The sequence below is a fragment of the Rhizobium sp. CC-YZS058 genome (genome assembly GCF_034720595.1).
Lineage (GTDB): Bacteria > Pseudomonadota > Alphaproteobacteria > Rhizobiales > Rhizobiaceae > Ferranicluibacter.
Map to the genome: position 1 here is coordinate 4,005,442 of NZ_JAYESJ010000001.1, position 19,979 is coordinate 4,025,420.

Consider the following 19,979-nt stretch of genomic DNA (forward strand, 5'->3'; position numbering starts at 1 on the left):
GCCACGCGTGAGTTCGCTCGCAAGACCGAGCTCATTGGAATCGGACAAGTGTCTGTCCGATCTTGCGAATTTCGGCCCAGCAAGAGGGGTCAGGCCGATTTACCGCCTTTGATCACGGCGACGGGTCGTGATTTGCGGTCATGCTGCCTCTGGAAAGCCATGATCCGCGGCGCGATCTCGCGGCGGAAGCGGGAGCCGTTGAAAACGCCGTAATGGCCGACATCCGGCTGGACGTAATGCTGGCGCATCGTGTCCGGAATGTTCGGGCAGATCGTTTGCGCCGCCTCCGTCTGGCCAACGCCGGAGATATCGTCGTTTTCTCCTTCGACGGTGAAGAGCGCCACCTTTCGGATCGCGCTCGTGTCCACCCGCTCGCCGCGATACATCATCTCGCCCTTGGGCAGGGCATGGCGCATGAAGACCGTGTCCACCGTCTGCAGATAGAACTCGGCCGTAAGGTCCATGACGGCCAGATATTCGTCATAGAAATCGCGATGCTTCTCGGCGGCGTCGCCATCGTTCTTGACCAGATGGTCGAAGAAATCCTTCTGAGCGATCAGATGCCGATCCAGATTCATCGACATGAAACCCGAAAGCTGCAGGAAGCCGGGATAGACCGGGCGCATGAAACCGGGCTGAGGGAAGGGAACCGGCATGACCACATTGTCACGGAACCACTCGATCGGCTTCTCCTTGGCCAGCTGATTGACAGCCGTAGGATTGATGCGCGTGTCGATCGGCCCGCCCATCAGCGTCATCGAAGCCGGCGCCAGCGGATCCTTGCGCCCTTCCATGATTGCGGCTGCCGCCAGAACCGGCACCGCCGGCTGGCAGACGGCGATGACATGTGTGTCCGGCCCGAGGAAGTGCAGCATGTCGATGACATATTCGATGTAGTCGTCGAGATCGAAGCTGCCGTCCGCCAGCGGCACCATGCGCGCGTCGATCCAGTCGGTGATGTAGACATCCGAGCTTGGCAGCATGGCCTCGACCGTGCCGCGCAGCAGGGTGGCATAATGGCCCGACATCGGCGCGACGATCAGGACACGCGGGTCGCTGCGGCCGGGGCGTTCCAGGATGCGCTCGAAATGGATGAGGTTGCAGAATGGCTGGCGCCAGACGATCGTCTCGTCGATGGCGATCGCCTTGCCGTCGATGATGGTTTCGGTCAGGCCGAACTCGGGCTTGCCGTAGCGGCGGGTCGATCGCTCGAAGACTTCGAGCCCGGCTGCCAGATTGCGGCCCATATAGGTATGGGCAATCGGGTTCAGCGGATTGGTATAGGCCATGCGCATGGCATCAGCCGCCGCGCGCCACGGCGCCATCATGGCATGATTGATTTCATAGAGCTGGTAAAACATCGATCCCACTCCTCCGTCATCTCTACCTTCAGCGGAGCACCTTGCCCGATCCTGATGTTCGAACGATTCAAACAGAGAATACTGGAACGCGCTTTCCTTGAAGCTAGGCCGATGACTTTCCCTGTCAACGCTTGTCTATAAGCAAGATAGAAAAGAAGCTTTGAGATCCTGTAAAGACGAAGCCTTAATAGCCAGCGAAGGGGTGTTCGGCGGATGGGCCGTCTTCCTCCGCCTCGAAATCGAGCCTCAAGCGCGTCGTGGCGGCAACGAGCGTCGTCACGTCGGTGCCGATCGCCATGAAGTCGGCGCCGAGACGGCGATAGAGCCGGGCCTGCGCGGGATCGAGGGTCATGATGCCGGCCCCCTTTCCGGCGGCTGCGATGCGCGCAAAACCATGCCTGATCGCCTCGGTGACAGCCGGATGACCGGGTTGGCCGAGCAGGCCCATATCGGCCGCGAGATCGGACGGCCCAATGAAGAGCCCGTCGATCCCGTCCAGTGCGGCGATGGCATCCAACGCCGCCAGACCGGCCCGACTTTCAATCTGCACGAGGAGGCAGATCTCGCGATCGGCCGTTTCCAGATAGTCGCCGATCCGGCTGTAGTCCGACGCGGCTCCAAGCGCCGCGCCGACACCGCGCACGCCGCGTGGCGGATAGCGCACCGCGCGCACCAGCCGTTCCGCCTCTTCGACGCTTTCGACCATCGGGATCAAGAGGGTCTGTGCGCCAGCGTCGAGGATCTGCTTGATCATCCAGGTCTCGCCGACCGGAAGACGCACGATCGGATGGCTGGATCGTGCCTGTACGGCTCGTACTTGGGCGGCAAGCAGAGGAAGATCATTCGGCGCATGTTCGCCATCGATCAGCAGCCAGTCATAGCCGCTTCCGCTCAAGATGCCGGCCGCATAGGGGCTCGCCAGCGCAACCCACAGGCCGAGCTGGAACCGGCGTTCCGCCAAGGCCGCCTTGAAGAGATTGCTGGGTGCGGGCATGGGCTTTTCCGATCAGGCGATGCCGCCGAGGCAGACATATTTGATCTCGGTGAACTCCTCGAGGCCGTAGCGCGATCCCTCGCGGCCGAGGCCAGAAAGCTTCACACCGCCAAACGGCGCTTCCGCCGTGGAGATCAGCCCGGTATTGACGCCGACCATGCCATATTCCAGCGCTTCGGCGACCCGGAAGACCCGTGAAAGGTCATTGGCATAGAAGTAGGATGCGAGGCCGAATTCCGTGTCGTTGGCCTGGGCGATGACGTCGGCTTCGTCCTTGAAACGAAAGAGCGGTGCCAGCGGACCGAAGGTTTCCTCGCGCGCGACCGCCATCTCCGGCGTGACATCGGCGAGAATGGTTGCTTCGTAGAAGGTGCCGCCGAGCGCATGCGGCTTGCCGCCCTGGAGAATCCGAGCGCCTTTCGACACGGCGTCGGCGACATGCTCCTCGACCTTTTCGAGCGCCGCTGGATCGATCAAAGGCCCAAGTACGACGCCCTCGTCCAGACCGTTACCGATCTTGAGCCTGGCGACCGCAGCCGTCAGCTTTTCCGCGAAGGCATCATAGACGGCATCCTGGACATAGAGGCGATTGGCACAGACGCAGGTCTGTCCATTGTTGCGGTATTTGGCGATCAGCGCGCCCTCGACAGCCTTGTCGAGATCGGCATCGTCGAACACGATGAAAGGAGCATTGCCGCCGAGCTCGAGTCCCAGCTTCTTGATCGTCGGGGCGGACTGTTCGTAGAGCTTCGCGCCGATCTCGGTCGAGCCGGTGAAGGTCAGTTTGCGCACGATGGGGCTTGCCGTCATTTCGCCGCCGATCGCACTGGCCGAGCCGGTCAGCACGCTGAACAACCCCTTGGGCAAGCCGGCACGCTCGGCAAGAAGGGCGATGGCGATCGCCGAGAACGGTGTTTGCGAGGCGGGCTTTAGGACCATGGCGCAGCCGGCTGCAAAGGCCGGACCGGCCTTGCGCGTGATCATCGCATTGGGGAAGTTCCAGGGCGTGATCGCCGCGACGACGCCGATCGGCTGCTTGAGGACGAGAATACGCTTGTCCGGCTGATGCCCGGGAATGGTGTCTCCGTAAAGCCGACGCCCTTCCTCGGCAAACCATTCGATGAAGCTTGCTCCGTAGGCGATCTCGCCGATAGCCTCGGTCAGCGGCTTTCCCTGCTCCAGGGTCAGAATCAACCCCAGATCCTCCTTGTTTGCCATCATCAGATCGTACCAGGTCCGCAGGATGCCGGCGCGCTCCTTGGCGGTGCGCTTCGCCCAACCCTTCTGCGCCTGTTCCGCCGCCTTGATGGCCTGACGCGTCTCCTCTGCGCCAAGCTTCGGGACATGGCCGATGATTTCGCCTGTGGCCGGGTTCGTCACCGCGATCGCATCGCCGCCTGCCTCGATCCAGTCGCCGCCGACAAGAGCGGCCTGACGGAGAAGCGTCGGATCCTTGAGCGTGGGGGTCATCGAACTGTCCTTTGGTTGGCTGTGACTGAGATATAAACGCTTTGCCGGATGGCGCAAATCCGCCGACGCTTCAGGTCAACGCCGATCGTCGCCGCCCTGGAAACGGTTCGTCCTCGGCAACGCTCTTTTGCTCTGCGCCGGTCGCGCCTAGATGATCCACCGGAGACAGGCGACGTACAGCGCCGCAGACGACAGGAAGGACCTCTGATGCCGATCCAAAGCAACTTTCGCCAGGCTGATTATCCGATCGAGCCCGACTTTCTAAAGCGCTGGTCGCCGCGAGCCTTCACCGGTGAACCGATGAGCGAGACCGAGCTGCTAACCATTCTCGAAGCCGGCCGTTGGGCTCCATCCGCCTTCAATTTCCAGCCTTGGCGCTTCATCTATGCGCTGCGCGATACGCCGGAATGGGATCAGCTGTTCGCGGTGCTGAACGACTTCAACCAGGGTTGGGCGAAATCGGCTTCGGCACTGGTCGTCATCGTATCGAAGACGCATTTTGCAGCACCGGGCGCAACCGAGGAGAAGTTTTCCTACAGCCACAGCTTCGATGCCGGTGCCGCTTGGGGCGCCATCGCCCACCAGGCTCAGCTCTCCGGCTTCCAGGCGCATGGCATGACGGGGATCCATTTTGATAAGGTCAATGGGCTGCTCCGTATTCCCGAGGGTTACCGCGTCGAAGCCGCCGTCGCGATTGGCCGGCAGGGCAACAAGAGCACGCTGCCGGAAGGCCTGCAGGGCCGAGAAACGCCGAGCCCTCGCCGCCCTCTTTCCGAAACCGCCTTCAAGGGCAGTTTCAAGGCTGATTGAGCGACGAAACAGAAGAACGGCCGCTGAAGAGCGGCCGTTGATGCATCAGATATCGAGATTGGCGACGCTGAGCGCGTTTTCCTGGATGAAGTCGCGCCGCGGCTCCACCTCGTCGCCCATCAGCCGGGCGAAGAGACCATCGGCATCGGTCGCGTCGTTGACGCGAACCTGAAGAAGCGACCGGACATTCGGATCCAGCGTCGTTTCCCAGAGCTGCTCGGCATTCATTTCACCAAGCCCCTTGTAGCGCTGCATCGAGAGACCCTTGCGGCCGTTGGCGAAGATCGCGTCGAGCAAGGCGCGCGGACCGCTGATCTCGCGTGCCTCTTCCTTGCGCCGCAGAACCGGCGGTGCGGCATAGAGTTCGGCGAGTTTCGGCGAAAGCTGGTCGATCAACCTTGCATCCTGCGAGCCGATCAGGGCCATGTCGAGGAAAGCAAGCTCCTTCACGCCACGCACCATGCGCTCGAGCCGCAGGCCGCCTTCTGCCGTCACTGCGCCGGCCCAGCCGCGCTCCGTTTCCTCGGCGATGAGATCGAGCCGCTCGGCGAGCATCGACACGATCCGCTCGGATTGGCTGCCATCCTGCAGGCGTTCCGCATTGAGCGCGCCGGCAATGGCCGCCTGCTCGACCACGGAGCGGCTGTAGCGGGAGTGGAGACCGTCGATGAGCGAGCGCAGGCGAAGCGCGTCAGCAATGACCTCGCGCAGATCCTGGCCTGCCCTTACCTCGCCCGACGCGAGTTCGAGACGGGTTTCTTCCAGCCCCATGGAAATCAGATAGTCCTCGAAGGCCTTCTCGTCCTTCAAGTACTGCGCCGACTTGCCGCGCGTCACCTTATAGAGTGGCGGCTGGGCAATATAGAGGTGACCGCGCTCGATCAGCTCCGGCATCTGGCGGAAGAAGAAGGTAAGCAGCAAGGTCCGGATATGGGCGCCGTCCACATCGGCATCGGTCATGATGATGATCTTGTGGTAGCGCAGTTTTTCCGGATTAAACTCGTCCTTGCCGATCGATGTGCCAAGGGCCGTGATCAGCGTGCCGATTTCCTGGCTGGACAGCATCTTATCGAAGCGGGCGCGCTCGACATTGAGGATCTTGCCGCGCAGCGGCAGGATTGCCTGGTTCTCGCGCGAACGTCCCTGCTTGGCCGACCCGCCGGCCGAGTCACCCTCGACCAGAAAGAGTTCCGATTTCGCGGGGTCACGCTCCGAGCAGTCGGCGAGCTTGCCGGGGAGCGAGGAGATATCGAGAGCGCCCTTGCGCCGCGTCAGTTCGCGCGCCTTGCGGGCTGCTTCGCGGGCCGCAGCGGCTTCGGCAACCTTGCCGACCAGGATCTTGGCATCGGCGGGATGCTCTTCGAACCATGTGCTGAGCGCTTCGTTGACCAGGCTTTCCACCACGGGGCGGACTTCGGAGGAGACGAGCTTGTCCTTGGTCTGGGAGGAAAACTTGGGGTCCGGCACCTTGACCGACAGCACGGCCGTCAGCCCTTCGCGGCAGTCTTCCGGCTGTACGGTGACCTTTTCGCGCTTGGTGATGCCCGAGCTGTCGGCATAGGCGGTGACCTGGCGGGTCAGCGCGCCGCGGAAGCCGGCCATATGGGTGCCGCCATCACGCTGGGGGATGTTGTTGGTGAAGCAAAGCACGTTTTCGTGGTAGCTGTCGTTCCACCACATGGCGACTTCGACGGTGATGCCGTTCTTCTCGCCACGGATCGCCACCGGCTTCGTCACCAGCGGCTTCTTGGCACGGTCGAGATAGACGACGAAGGCTTCCAGCCCGCCCTCATACATCATCTCTTCCTGGCGAATGTCGGAATGGCGCTTGTCGGTAAGCAGGATGCGGACGCCGGAGTTCAGGAAGGCGAGCTCGCGCAGGCGATGTTCAAGCGTCCCGTAATCGAATTCGGTCTTGGTAAAGGTCTCGGCAGACGGAAGGAACGTCACTTCCGTGCCGGTCTCGGCTCCGCATTCACCCGTGGCTTTCAACGGCGCATCCGCGACACCATGCGTGAAGCTCATTTCGTAGATCTTGCCGCCGCGACGGATCTTCAGCTTGAGCGAGACGGAGAGCGCATTGACGACGGAAACGCCGACGCCGTGCAGGCCGCCGGAGACCTTGTAGGAGTTCTGGTCGAACTTACCGCCGGCATGCAGCTGGGTCATGATGACCTCAGCCGCTGACACGCCCTCTTCCTTGTGGATGTCGGTCGGAATGCCGCGCCCATTGTCGGTCACCGTTACCGAACCATCCGGGTTCAAGGTCACGGTCACGATATCCGCATGACCGGCCAGAGCCTCGTCGATCGCATTATCGACCACCTCATAGACCATATGGTGCAGACCGGAGCCATCATCGGTATCGCCGATATACATGCCCGGGCGCTTGCGGACGGCATCGAGACCCTTCAGTACCTTGATGGAATCAGCACCATATTCGGCATTGGCGCCGGCGGCTTCAGGCAAATCGGTCATGAAGGGTCTTTCCACGCGTTGCGGCCCGGCAGAACGCGGGCCGGACCGGATCTTTTGCGGCCGCGAATCACTGCGCGCAGCCTTTCCGAATATAGGGATTCCGAACCCGCACTCCAAATGCGAGGAGGGGTGCGAAGGCCGGAAAACCGGGATTACCGACGCTCCTTAGCATCCTTCTCGGCTTTGTCCAAAATCTCCGTCAATTCCGTCAGCCTTGTCGCTGTGAGACTGCGGATTTCTCGGGCAAGCCGGTTGGCAAAGACAGTATGAGCGCTCGACAGCCCGATCGTATCGACCACCACGCGGGGGTCGGACAATGCAGCGAGCGCGAACAGCGCTTCCGCCTCGTCCCAGATGATATGAAAATAGCCAGCGACCCGCTGGAGGAAATCGAAACTCGGCGTTCCCTTGTGTCCATGTTCGAGGGCCGAGAGATAGGCAGCGGACACGCCAAGCGCGGCAGCCATCTGCTTCTGCGTGACGCCCTTCTCGCGACGCAGCGCCTGCATCGCTTCACCAAACGGCGTCATGCCCGCTCCCTCGCCGCAGAAGACAGATCCTTGCGGTTCACGGAAAGGCTCCGCCTTTCTGGCGCGACAGCCGCACATAGAGAGCGCCCTCCCCGCCATGATTGCGCGCTGCCGGCTCGTGCGAGGAGATCAGCGGCCGGAACTCCGGCAGCGAGAACCAGAGAGGAACGGCCCGCTTCAATGCGCCTTCGCTGCCCATCGACGTTCCCTTGCCGGTGATGACCAGAACATGGCGAAGGCCGCGTTCGTGGGCAGTCAGCAGAAAATGCAGGAGCAGTCCATGTGCCTCGCTTTGCGCGAGGCCGTGCAGGTCGATCCGCGCGTCGATCGGCAGATGACCCCGGGCGAGCTTGCGTTTGACCGGCTTTTCGAGCGGATGATGGCGCCGTGGTGCCTCGGGCGCGGGCGAAAGCCGGATGGCCGTTCCAGGAGGGGACAGCTTGGCCGGTGCGGCTGTTGAACGCGCGGCCTGCGGCTCCATAGGTTCCTCCCAGGTCGCGATCTGTTCCATGCGACCCGGCAGGGCTCGAGTCGAGCGGGCGACCTTGCTCCAGAGAACCCGATCCTCCGGACTGAGCGTCTTGTCCTTCCCCATTCCGCCCCCTTCAGCGATAGCGCGGTGCTGCGGTTTTCGGGATCAGAATGAAGAAGTCTGCCGGGTTGCGGACCGCGCCAGCCAGGAAACCGGCATGGTCGCCCGACCCGGTGAAAATGTCGCCGCGCGTGGGGCCGACGATCGCGGAACCGGTATCGAGGGCCAGCATTAGCTTGCGGAATGGTTTTCCGTCATCGATCGACGTCAGGCTATCGCTCGCCAGGAAGAAGGGCGTCCCGAACGTATGGATCAGCCGATCGACAGCAAGCGATCGCCCGGGCTCGAGCGCGACCTTTGCCGCTGCGATCGGTCCGAGATCGGCATCCTCCACCGGCGCTTCCCGGAAGAAAATGAAGGAACGATTGTGCCAGTAGACTTCGTCCGCCTGTTCGGGATGGGCGGTAAGCCACGCGCGGATCGACTGCATGGAAACGGTCTGGCGGTCGATGTCGCCGCGATCGATCAGAAGCTTGCCGATGGCGCTGAACGGATGGCCGCTCTTCGCCGCATAGGTGATGCGGGTGGTGGTGCCGTTCGGATAGACAAGACGCGCGGCACCCTGAACATGAGCGAAGAACACATCCTCCTTGCTGCGCGCATAGGCGATCTCGAGCCCGCGCCCGCTTAAATAACCCTGCTCGATCGCCTGCCGGTCCGGATATTCGCAGACTCCATCCTCGCTCTCGCGTCCGAAGGTGAAGCCAGGGTCGAAACCGGGCGGGCGGTTCGTGTCGTTGATATCCACGAGATCGTCCGGGCGGCGGTAGAAGGGAAAGCGGAACACGCCGTCCGGCGTTGCGCTGACCGGGACGACCGGTTCATAGAAAGCGGTAACGAAGCCGGGAGAGCCGTCGCTTTTCGACAATTGGAACGGTTCGAACAGCGCTTCGAAAAACGCTCGTGCCTCCGCGCCACTGTTCGGAGCGGCAGTGAGAGATGCTTCATAAGCGGGGAGAAGGTCTGCACTGGAGATGCCGAGTGCACCGGTGCGGTGCGGCTTGACAGTTGACACCTGTCGGTGGCACCGGCGCAGCGCGGCGATCAAAGGGGTTGGATCATCCTCGGTCCAGCCTGGCAGGGCGTCGAAGGCAAGCGGACGAAGGGAGAAGTCCATGATGCCGCCTACTCAGCCTTCCGATTCCGTGGCGATCAATTTCCAGTTCGGGTCCCGCGAGCGCGTGTCGCGCGCGAAGGTCCAAAGATCGTTGACTTCCGACACTGCCTCGGCATCGCCATCGATGACTGCGCCTGCCTTGTCGTAGGTAGCGGAGATCAGCTGGCTCAAGATGCGCAAGGTCACGACGGCCTCGCTGTCCTTGACATCAGCGCTGACGATCTCGGCCCGCTCGATGCCCACGAAGGTCGACTTGATCGTTTCGCCTCGCGCTTCGCGCTCCGAAATCGCTGCGTCGAAACCTTCGAAGACATCCTTGGACAGCAGCGTCTTCAGCGACTTCCGATCACCCTCGGCGAAGGCAGTCACGATCATCTCGTAAGCAATCTTGGCACCGTCGACGAACTCTTTCGGATCGAAGGATGGATCGGAATCCTTCAGGCGACGCAGCGTGGCGTTGAGAGGCGTATCCGGCTTTGCGAAGCGGTCGATAGCGCCATAGCGCCCCTCCTCGTCGGACACTGAATCCCGGCGCGGAAGCTGTACGACCTTGCCGTCATTCTCCGGAGCATCAGGCGCTTCCCGTGGAGAAAAAGGATCGACGGGCGGGCGCTCATTCCCCGTTCGCCTCCCCAGAACGCTGCGCAGCTGGAGAAAGATCACGACGGCAGCGACCAGGAAAAACAAGGTGACGAAGTCGAAGGAGCCCATTTCCGTGCGATACCGCCTTTTTCAGAGATGTTTCATACCCATATAGTGCTGATGAACATCTGATTCAAATGTGCCTGGGTCAATCTCCAGGCTGGACACCCTCTTGTGACCGGACCTTTTCGGTCTGTCACTGCGCCCTTGTCAGTTCAACCCCACCACGTCAACAATGTGAGCCGAATGCGACTGTCTTTCATCCCGCTCCTGTTTCTCCTGCTTCCCTTGGCGGAAATCGCGACCTTCATCATGGTCGGCCGCGAGATCGGCGTGGGCTGGACCCTGCTCCTGATCCTCGCCAGCGGCGTTGCCGGCGCCGTGCTGCTGCGCACCCAAGGACTGGGCGTGCTGCGCAAGCTGCAGAGCGCGGCGCAGACGGGAGAGAACCCGGGGCGACAGATCGTGCATGGCGCGATGATCGTCATCGCCGCCTTCTTGCTGATCCTACCCGGCTTCCTCAGCGATGTTGTCGGCTTCCTGCTGTTCATCCCCGCGGTACGCGATTTAGGCTGGCGGCTGATCCGGGACCGAATGAGCGTCGTGACCCGCAGACGGCCGGGCGGTTTCTCCGCCTCCGCCACGGCCGGTTTCGGTCATCCCGAGCCCGGTCCCGTTCGTCCGCGCGAGCAGAGCGAGGTCCGCGTGATCGAACTCGACGAGGATGATTATTCACGCGGGACCGGACCAACAATCGAGAGAGACCCGCGTGATCCGCGGTAGGGCCGACGCAGATCTTGTTCGCTCGGCCTTGTCCGATCGACCTCCCCGTCCGGGGCCGGTTGTAAGGCTTCGGGCGAAATGTTAGATGCCCAAGCCGAGAGAGACCTCAAGGAACAGGCTGATGACCGATACTTCCCCGAATGGCAGCGCCGCTGAAAGCCCGTCGCTGAATATCCTCGCGCAATATATCAAGGACCTGTCCTTCGAAAATCCCGGCGCGCCACGGTCGCTCCAGGCTCGTGACAAGGCGCCGGCAATCAACATCAACGTCAATGTGAACGCCAATCCGCTCTCCGAGAGCGAGTTCGACGTGATCCTCACCCTGTCGGCCGATGCCAAGGATGGTGACAAGACGCTGTTCCACACCGAGCTTGCCTATGGTGGGGTCTTCCGCGTCACCGGTTTCCCGCAGGAGCACATGCTGCCGCTTCTCTTCATCGAATGCCCGCGGCTGCTCTTCCCCTTCGCGCGACAGATCATCGCCGATGCGACCCGCAATGGTGGGTTCCCGCCGCTGATGATCGACCCGATCGATTTTGCGCAGATGTTTACCCAGCGCATGGCTGAAGAGAAGGTTCGCTCGCAGGTTTCCGCCAACGCAAACTGAGCAAACGCTGGCCTCGACGACGACGCCCGGTCCTTGAAAAAGGAACCGGGCGTTTTTGTTTGCATCAGGAACTGATGTCAGCTGTCCGAAGCAACGCTCGGGCGGGCATAGCGCGACCAGATCGCCTTTTCGCCCATCTTGGCAATAAGCGCTTCGTGAGCGGAAACGTCCTGCGGCGTGAGCCTTGGCACGAGCGGGCGCGGCCGTGCCAGCGGTGCGACCACCACGTCGTCGTGCTCTTCGCGCACGCCACCGCCGTCCTGACTGGTCAGCCCGAGCGCTGCCTGCCGCCCGCCGATCATCTCGATATAGACTTCCGCCAAGAGCTCGGAATCGAGAAGCGCGCCGTGCTTGGTGCGGTGTGTGTTGTCGATCCCATAGCGCCGGCACAGCGCATCGAGCGAGTTCGGCCCCATCGGATGCTTGCGTCGTGCCAGGGCCAGCGTATCGGTCACGAGGTCCGGTGACACGGGCGGACGCTCCAGCCGGGCGAACTCGGCGTTGATGAAGCCCATGTCGAACGTGGCGTTGTGGGCGACCCAGCGTGCGCCATCGAAGAACGCGATGATCTCGTCGCAGAGCTCCGCAAAGCTTGGTTTGTCCTTCAGAAACTCGTCGGTGATCCCATGCACGGCGAGAGCATCCGGATGCACCTTGCGGTCACCGGGATTGATATAGCGGTGGAAGAAGCGGCCGGTTGGGAAATGATTGTCGAGCTCGATGCCGCCGATTTCGATCACGCGATCGAGACGATTGTCGAGCCCGGTGGTTTCCGTGTCGAAGATGATTTCCCGCATGACAATCCTTTCAACCCACAGCGCGTGCAAGCAATCGCTCGACGAGATCATCGACCTGACGACGCGCTGCCTCGAGGCCGAGCCCTGTATCGATCAGAAAATCCGCTCGTGCACGCTTGTCGCTGTCAGGCATCTGGCGCGCAAGGATAAGCGCGAATTTTTCCTCCGTCATCCCCGGCCGTGACAGGACCCGTTGGCGCTGGATCTCCAGCGCACAGGTAGCGACGACCACCGCGTCCACGCGATCTTCAGCGCCGGTCTCGAACAGCAACGGGATATCGAGAACGACAAGCTTCGCCCCTGCGTCGCGATGCTGCCTCAGGAATGCGGCTTCTTTCGCGCGCACAAGAGGATGAACAATGGCTTCAAGCCGTGGGAAGCCTCGAGGATCATTTTGCAGGGCTTTGCCAAGAAGAGCACGATCGACATGGCCGGAAAGCGTTGTGCCTGGAAACGCAGCCTCGATCGGCACAACGGCTTCATTCTCGTAAAGCATGTGGACAGCCCGATCGGCATCGTGAACCGGGATGCCACGATCGATGAACATCGCCGCCGTTGTCGACTTGCCCATTCCGATCGATCCGGTCAGCCCGAGAATGATCATCCGTGCCGGTCCATATCGGCGGTGACCAGCGACCGCAAAGCCTCTGTCACCTCCGGCATCTGCCCAAACCAGCGATTGAACCCAGGAGCTGCCTGGTGCAGCAACATGCCAAGTCCATCAACGATCGTCACGCCCTGCGCCTCTGCCTGGGCGAGGATGGGGGTGATGAGCGGGACATAGACGATATCCGTCACGATGGCGCTCTTCTTCAGGCGTGCGAAGGCGAAGTCCGGCACCGGCGTTCCATCCATTCCGAGCGAGGTTGTGTTGATGAAGAGCCCTGCTTCCGGCATCAGCTCATCGATCGCAGCCATGGGATGGACGTGGATCCGATCCCGACCGAACCGATCGGCAAGCTCCTGCGCGCGTTCCATCGTGCGGTTCACCAAATGAATGGTCTTGACGCCCCGGTCGCGCACAGCCTGGAGGATGGCACGACTGGCTCCGCCTGCGCCGAGGACAATCGCGCTATCCGTCTTGTCCCACCCCGGTGCGCGCGCATCGAGGTTCGCCACAAAGCCGATCCCATCCGTGTTGGTGGCATGCAGACGATGATCCTCGAGCCACAGCGTATTGGCTGCGCCGAGCTCCGCACTGATCGCATCGACCTCATCCGCAAGGCCGAAGACTGCTTCCTTATGAGGGATCGTGACATTGCCGCCAACGAAACCGGAGGCCCCAGATTTCAGCTCTTCGATAAAGCGCGGCAAATCAGCCGGAGAGACTTCAACAGCGCGATAGGAACCCGGGATAGCGATCTTCTTGAGCCAATGGCCATGAATGAGAGGCGAGCGTGAATGCTGGATTGGATGACCGATGACGAAGGCATGGTTAACAAATGTTTCACGTGAATCACCCATCGATCCCTCCTATCCGACGCAGGGCCTCAAGAAGAGGCAGCATCGGCAGTCCCAAAATCGTGAAGTAGTCTCCCTCGATACGCTCGAAGAGCTGAATGCCTTCGCCTTCAAGCTGATAGGCCCCGACGCTTCCCAGCACCGTATCGCCTACCCTGTCGATATGTCGCTCCAGGAACGCCTCTGAAGGAACTCGCATGGTCATGCGTGCGCTGGACAGATGTTGCCACAGCACCTCGCCACCACGAACCAGAACCACGGCACTGTTGAGCTGGTGCGTTTGTCCGGCAAGCGATCTGAGATGCGAGACCACGTCCGCCCGATCCGCCGGTTTGTGAAAGACACGAGACCCAAGGGACAAGGTCTGGTCGGACCCGATGACAACCGCATCATCCTCGCATCGTGACGCCACATCCCTGGCCTTCTCTTCCGCAAGGCGCAGAGCCACCTCTTCCGGCGAGGCTCCTGCACTGACCAGACCCTCCTCGATCGCCCGCTCATCGATCGACGCAGCTTGCCAGGAAAATGCGACGCCGGCGTTCTCCAGCAGGCTGCGACGGAACGGACTGGCAGAAGCGAGTATAAGAGGTGGGGTCATGGGGATCCACGTTCATCGCACGAAGGTCGCGGCTTTTGATGCCGCCGGGATTTATCGCAGCCGCGGCCTGAGGGCAACGATGGCTGCTGCCGTCTCTTCGATCGAGCGCCGGGTGACATCGATGATCGGCCAGTTGTTCCGGGCGCAAAGGGACCGAGCATATTTCAGTTCCTCCGCGATCGACGCGCGATCTGTATAATCGGAGCCATGAAATCCCTTGGTCTGGCCCAAGACCCGGTTCTGTCGAACCTGCGATATCCGGTCGGCCGTTGCGATAAGACAGACGACGAGCGGCTTGGTCGCTTCGAGAAGTCGCTCGGGCAACGGCACGCCGGGGACGATCGGAATATTGGCGGTGCGGATGCCCCGGTTGGCGAGATAGATGCTTGTCGGTGTCTTTGAGGTGCGGCTGATGCCGATCAGGACGACATCCGCATCATTGAAGTCCGCAGGCAATTGTCCGTCATCATGATCCATGGTGAAGTTCAGCGCATCGATCCGGGCAAAATAATCTGCGTCCATCACGTGCTGCGCCCCCGACCGGCGACGAGAGGCCATTCCGAGATAGGACTGGAAGAGATCGATGATCGGATCGAGGACCGAGACGGACGGCACGCCGATCCGCTTGCATTCCTCACTGACCAAATCTGCAAGCTCCCGATCGACGATGGTGAAGAGAACGATGCCGGGCGCCGCGTCGATGGCGGAGATGACCTGCAGCAGCTGTTTGCGGTTCCTGATCAACGGATAGACGTGCTCCAGCGCATGATAGGACTGGAATTGCGCAGCTGCGGCCCGGCCGGCCGCGATCAAGGTTTCCCCCGTCGAGTCCGAAATAAGATGCAGATGGAAGTAGTTTTTGTGGCTGTCCACGATGTTCTTCCCGGCCTGTTGACGGCGGTGGATGAGCGGACCCTACGGGCGGGGGCCAGACAGGCGCAAGGGGAAAACCGCCGAGTTGTTCACAAGTGACGGACAGCTTCGTTTCGCGTCATGGCTCTTGTGGAGAAGACTCGCGACGTGACAGATTGCCGCTCGCAATCCCCAGCCTGTCCACAGGCTCGACGACGACAGGTTATGCGCTACATACCTGATTCAAAACCTGAAATTTCTATGTCCCCGCGTTCTTCGCAAGGGAACCGGTTTCCTTACATGAAGGATAGGGGGAACACAGGGGTTGGGGATGTCATGGGTACAGGCTTTAATCCTTGATAGTCACCGACTCTAAGAAATAGAAACTCTTTCAGATTCAGATTTGTTTTAAGAAGGACGCTGTGTGTGAGTGCTCAGAGGCGGAAACTGATGCGGGTTCTCGAAGGGGAGACGGTGTCGCCGCCACCGATCTGGCTGATGCGCCAGGCCGGCCGTTATCTGCCGGAATATCGCGCCACACGCGCTGAAGCAGGATCCTTTCTCGATCTCTGCTACTCGCCCTCCTTCGCAACCGAAGTGACGCTGCAGCCGATCCGTCGCTATGGCTTCGATGCCGCCATCCTCTTCTCGGACATCCTGGTCATTCCTGATGCGCTCGACCGGAACGTGCGTTTTGAAGAAGGGCATGGTCCCCGGCTTGAGCCCATCGATGCGATCGGGATTGCTGCACTCGATCCAGAACCGGTCGCAGAGCGCCTCACGAAGGTCATAGAGGCGGTAGCGAGCATTCGGGCGGCCCTGCCGCAGGAAACCGCCTTGATCGGCTTCTGTGGGGCGCCCTGGACGGTTGCGACATACATGATCGCCGGGCACGGTACGCCGGATCAGGCCCCTGCCCGCCTTTTCGCCTATCGCGAGCCGCAAGCCTTCCAGCGCTTGATCGATCTACTGGCCGATCTGTCCGCCGAGTATCTGGTGGCGCAGATCGATGCAGGCGCCGAGGTGGTGCAGATCTTCGACTCCTGGGCCGGGGTACTGGGAGAGAATGAGTTCGAGCGCTATGCGGCTCGCCCCGTTCGCCGGATCGTCGACAGTGTTCGCTCGCAACGTCCCCAGGCCAAGGTGATCGCCTTTGCAAAAGGCGCTGGCCTGCTGCTGAAGACCTATCGTCAGGCCACGAATGCCGATGCGATCGGTCTCGATTGGACCGTTCCGCTAAGCGTCGCCCGCGAGCTCCAGAAGGACGGACCGGTTCAAGGCAATCTCGACCCCTTGCGCGTGGTGGCTGGTGGCGAGGCTCTGGATGAGGGCATTGATGCGATCCTCGAAGCGCTTGGCCAGGGGCCGTTGATCTTCAATCTCGGCCATGGGATCACGCCCCAGGCCAAGCCCGAGCACGTCTCTCAGCTCGTGGCACGGGTCAGAGGGGCACGATGAGTGACCATCCACAGGGGACCGAACGACAGACGGATCAGCGCGTCGGACGTCGCGCCCACCGGAAGGCACTCGCCGCGATCGTCCTGTTCGTCGGCTTCATCGCCTGTGTCACGGTGTTCGAACCGTCGGATCTCTATCTCTGGATGAAGGCGTTCCACATCGTGGCCGTCATCTCATGGATGGCGGGGCTCCTCTACCTGCCACGCCTTTTCATCTACCATACCGATGCAGCCCCCGGCTCTGCCCAGTCGGAAACCTTCAAGGTCATGGAACAGCGTCTGCTCACCGTCATCATGGCGCCTGCGATGATGATCACATGGGTGCTCGGGCTTTATCTCGCCTGGACGGTCTATGGTTTTCAAGGTGGCTGGCTGCATGCCAAGCTTGCCCTTGTCGCTATTTTGACCGGTGTTCATATGCACTATTCAGCAGCGGCGCGGCGGTTCAGGGACGATGGTCCGCGCCGTACAGCCCGCTACTGGCGCATGGTCAACGAGGTCCCGGCGCTGCTGATGATCGCGATCGTTATCCTGGTCGTCGTAAAGCCGTTCTGATCACGACAACTGCACCTTCGGACAAATCTGCGCGATTTTTGCGGAGGCCCTTGCAGCTCACGGACGGAACCGCTATTTTCCCGCCATCCCGTCTTCAAGGCTCGTGTTCTCAGTTCAGAGCGGCGCTCCTCCTGCCGCTCCTTCAGACACTACGCCCACCCTTCCAGTTCTCCTTGCTAAAGTGTGACCCTCTTCATGGCTGAAATGAAGCTTCAAGACCTCAAGAACAAATCCGCGACCGACCTTCTGGCTTTCGCCGAATCAGTTGAGGTCGAAAACGCCAGCGTCATGCGCAAGCAGGAACTGATGTTCGCGATCCTGAAGATGCTGGCCGCACAGGATGTGGAAATCATCGGTGAAGGCGTTGTCGAGCTTCTGCAGGATGGCTTTGGCTTCCTGCGCTCTGCCAACGCCAATTACCTCCCGGGCCCGGACGATATCTACATCTCGCCCTCGCAAATCCGCCGTTTCTCGCTGAAAACAGGCGATACCGTGGAAGGGCCGATCCGTGGGCCCAAGGAAGGCGAACGCTATTTCGCACTGCTCAAGGTCAACACGATCAATTTCGAGGACCCAGAGAAGATCCGCCACAAGGTGCATTTCGACAATCTGACGCCGCTCTACCCCAATGAGCGGTTCAAGATGGAACTCGAAATCCCGACCTCGAAAGATCTTTCGCCACGCGTGATGGACCTTGTTGCGCCGCTGGGCAAAGGCCAGCGTGGTCTGATCGTCGCGCCGCCGCGCACGGGTAAAACCGTTCTCCTCCAGAACATCGCCCATTCGATCACTGCCAACCATCCGGAATGCTACCTGATCGTTCTATTGATCGATGAGCGCCCGGAGGAAGTGACCGACATGCAGCGCTCGGTGAAGGGGGAGGTCGTGTCTTCCACCTTCGACGAGCCGGCCACCCGGCATGTGCAGGTGGCGGAGATGGTCATCGAGAAGGCGAAGCGCCTGGTCGAACACGGACGCGATGTCGTCATCCTGCTCGACTCGATCACGCGCCTCGGTCGTGCCTACAACACCGTGGTTCCGTCTTCGGGTAAGGTCCTGACCGGTGGTGTCGACGCCAACGCGCTGCAGCGGCCGAAGCGCTTTTTCGGTGCTGCGCGAAATATCGAAGAAGGCGGCTCGCTGACCATTATCGCCACGGCGCTGATTGATACGGGTAGCCGTATGGATGAAGTCATCTTCGAAGAGTTCAAGGGCACCGGTAACTCGGAAATCGTGCTCGACCGCAAGGTGGCCGACAAGCGCATCTTCCCGGCTATGGATATTCTCAAGTCCGGCACACGTAAGGAAGACCTGCTGGTTCCGCGCCAGGATCTCCAGAAGATTTTCGTGCTTCGCCGTATCCTTGCTCCGATGGGAACGACGGATGCGATCGAGTTCCTGATCGACAAGCTGAAGCAGACGAAAACGAACGGCGATTTCTTCGACTCCATGAACACCTGATCGGACAAGCCTGGAATATCTCTGTGCGATCCCCGGCTCTGCCCGGGGATTTTGCGTTTGAGAGGGAGGAATGACGATGAGCAACCGCGATACGATCTTTGCACTATCAAGTGGCGGACTGCCCTCCGGCGTTGCGGTCATCCGGCTCAGCGGACGGCAAGCTTTCTCGATAGGAACAAGTCTCGTCAGGGATCTTCCACCACCTCGGCTGTCCAGCCTGAGAACGATTCGCACGCGAAACGGAGATATTCTCGATCAAGGCATTGTCATTCCGTTTCCTGGACCCGCATCCTTCACGGGCGAAGATTGCCTGGAACTGCATCTCCATGGTGGCCGTGCAACGGTAAAGGCAGTCTTGGACGAGCTCGCCTCCTTCCCGAGTGCCCGCCACGCAGACGCTGGGGAATTTTCACGCCGAGCATTCTTGAACGGTAAGCTTGACCTCGTTGAGATCGAAGGGCTGGCTGATCTGATCTCGGCAGAGACTGAAATGCAGCGGAGGCTTGCCAGCGAGCAGGCGCGCGGCATTCTTTCCAGTCTCTACACTGGCTGGGCTCAGCGCCTGACCCACGCTCGAGCAATGATCGAGGCTGAACTCGACTTCGCAGATGAGGAAGATGTTCCCGGGTCGGTCAGTGCGGGGATCTGGGAGGATATGTCAGCTCTACAGATGGAGATCGATCACCATCTTGCTGCCGGGCACGCAGCAGAGATCATTCGCGACGGGCTACACGTTGTGATCATTGGCGCACCAAACGCAGGAAAGTCGAGCCTGCTGAATGCCTTGGCTCGGCGGGAAGCGGCGATCGTCACCTCAGTCCCAGGAACGACTCGGGACATCATTTCTGTAGACCTTTCCTTAGCCGGATTCCTGGTAAAACTTGTCGATACCGCAGGTCTTCGGGAAACAGACGATGTGGTCGAGCAAGAAGGAATAAGGCGTGCGAGAGAGGCTGCCCTTTCCGCCCATCTCATTCTCCTACTCTCAGAAACGTCCGACGGCTTCCAGCAGATCGAGGATGCATCTGCACCGATTGTGCGCGTGGCAACCAAGATTGATCAGCGACGTGATTCGTGGAATACGGATCCAACTGTGATTGGTCTCTCTACGATCACTGGACAGGGTATGGAAAACCTTGTAGCGCGCCTCGAAGACGCTCTTCCTTCTCTGTCTGGAATGGAATCATTCTCATTGCCATCGCGTGAAAGGCAAAGAGATCATCTTCGGCAAGTCAGCGACGCGATCAGAAGATCTCTCATTGCCCGTCAACTTGACCTGCAAGCAGAGCATCTTCGTCAAGCAGCCCATGCTATAGGTCGAATCACAGGCAAGGTTGATGTTGAGGATCTCCTCGATGTCATCTTCTCCGAGTTCTGCATCGGCAAATAGCGCAACGTAAGCGAGTCTTCGTAC

The 19,979-nt window shown here is 60.7% G+C and carries 20 protein-coding genes; 7 read left to right on the plus strand and 13 right to left on the minus strand.

The genetic code is table 11. From position 1 onward, the window contains the following. Positions 1-89 precede the first annotated feature (89 nt). The 3 genes from phaZ to gabD all read right to left on the minus strand — a co-directional run bounded on the left by phaZ (position 90) and on the right by gabD (position 3,825). On the minus strand, positions 90-1,361 hold the full coding sequence (gene phaZ / locus U8330_RS19100) for a polyhydroxyalkanoate depolymerase (protein WP_323106835.1): 1,272 nt from the start codon (positions 1,359-1,361) through the stop codon (positions 90-92). 184 nt (positions 1,362-1,545) lie between these two features. Then, positions 1,546-2,355 carry an HpcH/HpaI aldolase/citrate lyase family protein gene (locus U8330_RS19105; protein WP_323106836.1) on the minus strand — a complete coding sequence of 270 codons (810 nt, stop codon included), beginning with the start codon at positions 2,353-2,355 and terminating at the stop codon, positions 1,546-1,548. A gap of 12 nt (positions 2,356-2,367) precedes the next feature. Continuing rightward, positions 2,368-3,825 carry an NADP-dependent succinate-semialdehyde dehydrogenase gene (gabD, locus tag U8330_RS19110; protein WP_323106837.1) on the minus strand — a complete coding sequence of 486 codons (1,458 nt, stop codon included), beginning with the start codon at positions 3,823-3,825 and terminating at the stop codon, positions 2,368-2,370. 207 nt (positions 3,826-4,032) lie between these two features. On the opposite strand from gabD, the gene U8330_RS19115 reads away from it, so the two are divergent. Beyond that, positions 4,033-4,635, plus strand: a complete 603-nt coding sequence (locus tag U8330_RS19115; RefSeq protein ID WP_323107368.1) for a nitroreductase family protein — start codon at positions 4,033-4,035, stop codon at positions 4,633-4,635. Positions 4,636-4,680: 45 nt separating this feature from the next. On the opposite strand, the gene gyrB is transcribed toward U8330_RS19115, so the two are convergent. The 5 genes from gyrB to U8330_RS19140 all read right to left on the minus strand — a co-directional run bounded on the left by gyrB (position 4,681) and on the right by U8330_RS19140 (position 10,063). Next, positions 4,681-7,113, minus strand: coding sequence for a DNA topoisomerase (ATP-hydrolyzing) subunit B (gyrB, locus tag U8330_RS19120; RefSeq protein ID WP_323106838.1), 2,433 nt, complete (start codon positions 7,111-7,113; stop codon positions 4,681-4,683). Between the two features lie 152 nt (positions 7,114-7,265). Further along, positions 7,266-7,643: a helix-turn-helix transcriptional regulator gene (locus tag U8330_RS19125; protein ID WP_323106839.1), complete on the minus strand. Its 378-nt coding sequence runs from the start codon at positions 7,641-7,643 to the stop codon at positions 7,266-7,268. A 37-nt stretch (positions 7,644-7,680) separates the two neighbouring features. Continuing rightward, positions 7,681-8,238, minus strand: coding sequence for a Smr/MutS family protein (locus U8330_RS19130; RefSeq protein ID WP_323106840.1), 558 nt, complete (start codon positions 8,236-8,238; stop codon positions 7,681-7,683). A 10-nt stretch (positions 8,239-8,248) separates the two neighbouring features. Beyond that, on the minus strand, positions 8,249-9,352 hold the full coding sequence (locus U8330_RS19135) for a murein transglycosylase A (RefSeq protein ID WP_323106842.1): 1,104 nt from the start codon (positions 9,350-9,352) through the stop codon (positions 8,249-8,251). Positions 9,353-9,364: 12 nt separating this feature from the next. Further along, on the minus strand, positions 9,365-10,063 hold the full coding sequence (locus tag U8330_RS19140) for a Tim44/TimA family putative adaptor protein (protein WP_323106843.1): 699 nt from the start codon (positions 10,061-10,063) through the stop codon (positions 9,365-9,367). Between the two features lie 177 nt (positions 10,064-10,240). On the opposite strand from U8330_RS19140, the gene U8330_RS19145 reads away from it, so the two are divergent. After that, complete coding sequence (locus U8330_RS19145; RefSeq protein ID WP_323106844.1) at positions 10,241-10,777, plus strand: FxsA family protein; 537 nt, start codon at positions 10,241-10,243, stop codon at positions 10,775-10,777. 118 nt (positions 10,778-10,895) lie between these two features. Then, the gene (gene secB, locus U8330_RS19150; protein ID WP_323107369.1) at positions 10,896-11,384 is read left to right on the plus strand and encodes a protein-export chaperone SecB; all 489 of its coding nucleotides are present in this window, start codon (positions 10,896-10,898) and stop codon (positions 11,382-11,384) included. A 77-nt stretch (positions 11,385-11,461) separates the two neighbouring features. On the opposite strand, the gene dnaQ is transcribed toward secB, so the two are convergent. From dnaQ to U8330_RS19175, 5 genes are read right to left on the minus strand one after another with little or no spacing between them, the layout of a single operon-like run. Continuing rightward, on the minus strand, positions 11,462-12,181 hold the full coding sequence (dnaQ, locus tag U8330_RS19155; protein WP_323106845.1) for a DNA polymerase III subunit epsilon: 720 nt from the start codon (positions 12,179-12,181) through the stop codon (positions 11,462-11,464). Positions 12,182-12,191: 10 nt separating this feature from the next. After that, on the minus strand, positions 12,192-12,785 hold the full coding sequence (gene coaE / locus U8330_RS19160; RefSeq protein WP_323106846.1) for a dephospho-CoA kinase: 594 nt from the start codon (positions 12,783-12,785) through the stop codon (positions 12,192-12,194). Next, the gene (locus U8330_RS19165) at positions 12,782-13,645 is read right to left on the minus strand and encodes a shikimate dehydrogenase (protein WP_323106847.1); all 864 of its coding nucleotides are present in this window, start codon (positions 13,643-13,645) and stop codon (positions 12,782-12,784) included. Before U8330_RS19165 ends, coaE begins: the two co-directional genes overlap by 4 nt. Further along, positions 13,638-14,240: a Maf-like protein gene (locus U8330_RS19170; RefSeq protein WP_323106848.1), complete on the minus strand. Its 603-nt coding sequence runs from the start codon at positions 14,238-14,240 to the stop codon at positions 13,638-13,640. Before U8330_RS19170 ends, U8330_RS19165 begins: the two co-directional genes overlap by 8 nt. Before the next feature lie 51 nt (positions 14,241-14,291). Then, positions 14,292-15,113, minus strand: coding sequence for a pyruvate, water dikinase regulatory protein (locus U8330_RS19175; RefSeq protein ID WP_323106850.1), 822 nt, complete (start codon positions 15,111-15,113; stop codon positions 14,292-14,294). 405 nt (positions 15,114-15,518) lie between these two features. On the opposite strand from U8330_RS19175, the gene hemE reads away from it, so the two are divergent. The 4 genes from hemE to mnmE all read left to right on the plus strand — a co-directional run bounded on the left by hemE (position 15,519) and on the right by mnmE (position 19,955). Beyond that, entirely contained in the window at positions 15,519-16,550 is a 1,032-nt protein-coding gene (gene hemE / locus U8330_RS19180; RefSeq protein WP_323106852.1) for a uroporphyrinogen decarboxylase, read from the plus strand. After that, positions 16,547-17,104: a protoporphyrinogen oxidase HemJ gene (gene hemJ / locus U8330_RS19185; protein ID WP_323106853.1), complete on the plus strand. Its 558-nt coding sequence runs from the start codon at positions 16,547-16,549 to the stop codon at positions 17,102-17,104. The genes hemE and hemJ overlap by 4 nt, the downstream gene beginning before the upstream one ends. 195 nt (positions 17,105-17,299) lie before the next feature. Then, positions 17,300-18,565, plus strand: coding sequence for a transcription termination factor Rho (gene rho, locus U8330_RS19190; RefSeq protein ID WP_323106854.1), 1,266 nt, complete (start codon positions 17,300-17,302; stop codon positions 18,563-18,565). Between the two features lie 76 nt (positions 18,566-18,641). Next, positions 18,642-19,955: a tRNA uridine-5-carboxymethylaminomethyl(34) synthesis GTPase MnmE gene (mnmE, locus tag U8330_RS19195; protein ID WP_323106855.1), complete on the plus strand. Its 1,314-nt coding sequence runs from the start codon at positions 18,642-18,644 to the stop codon at positions 19,953-19,955. Positions 19,956-19,979: the final 24 nt, after the last annotated feature.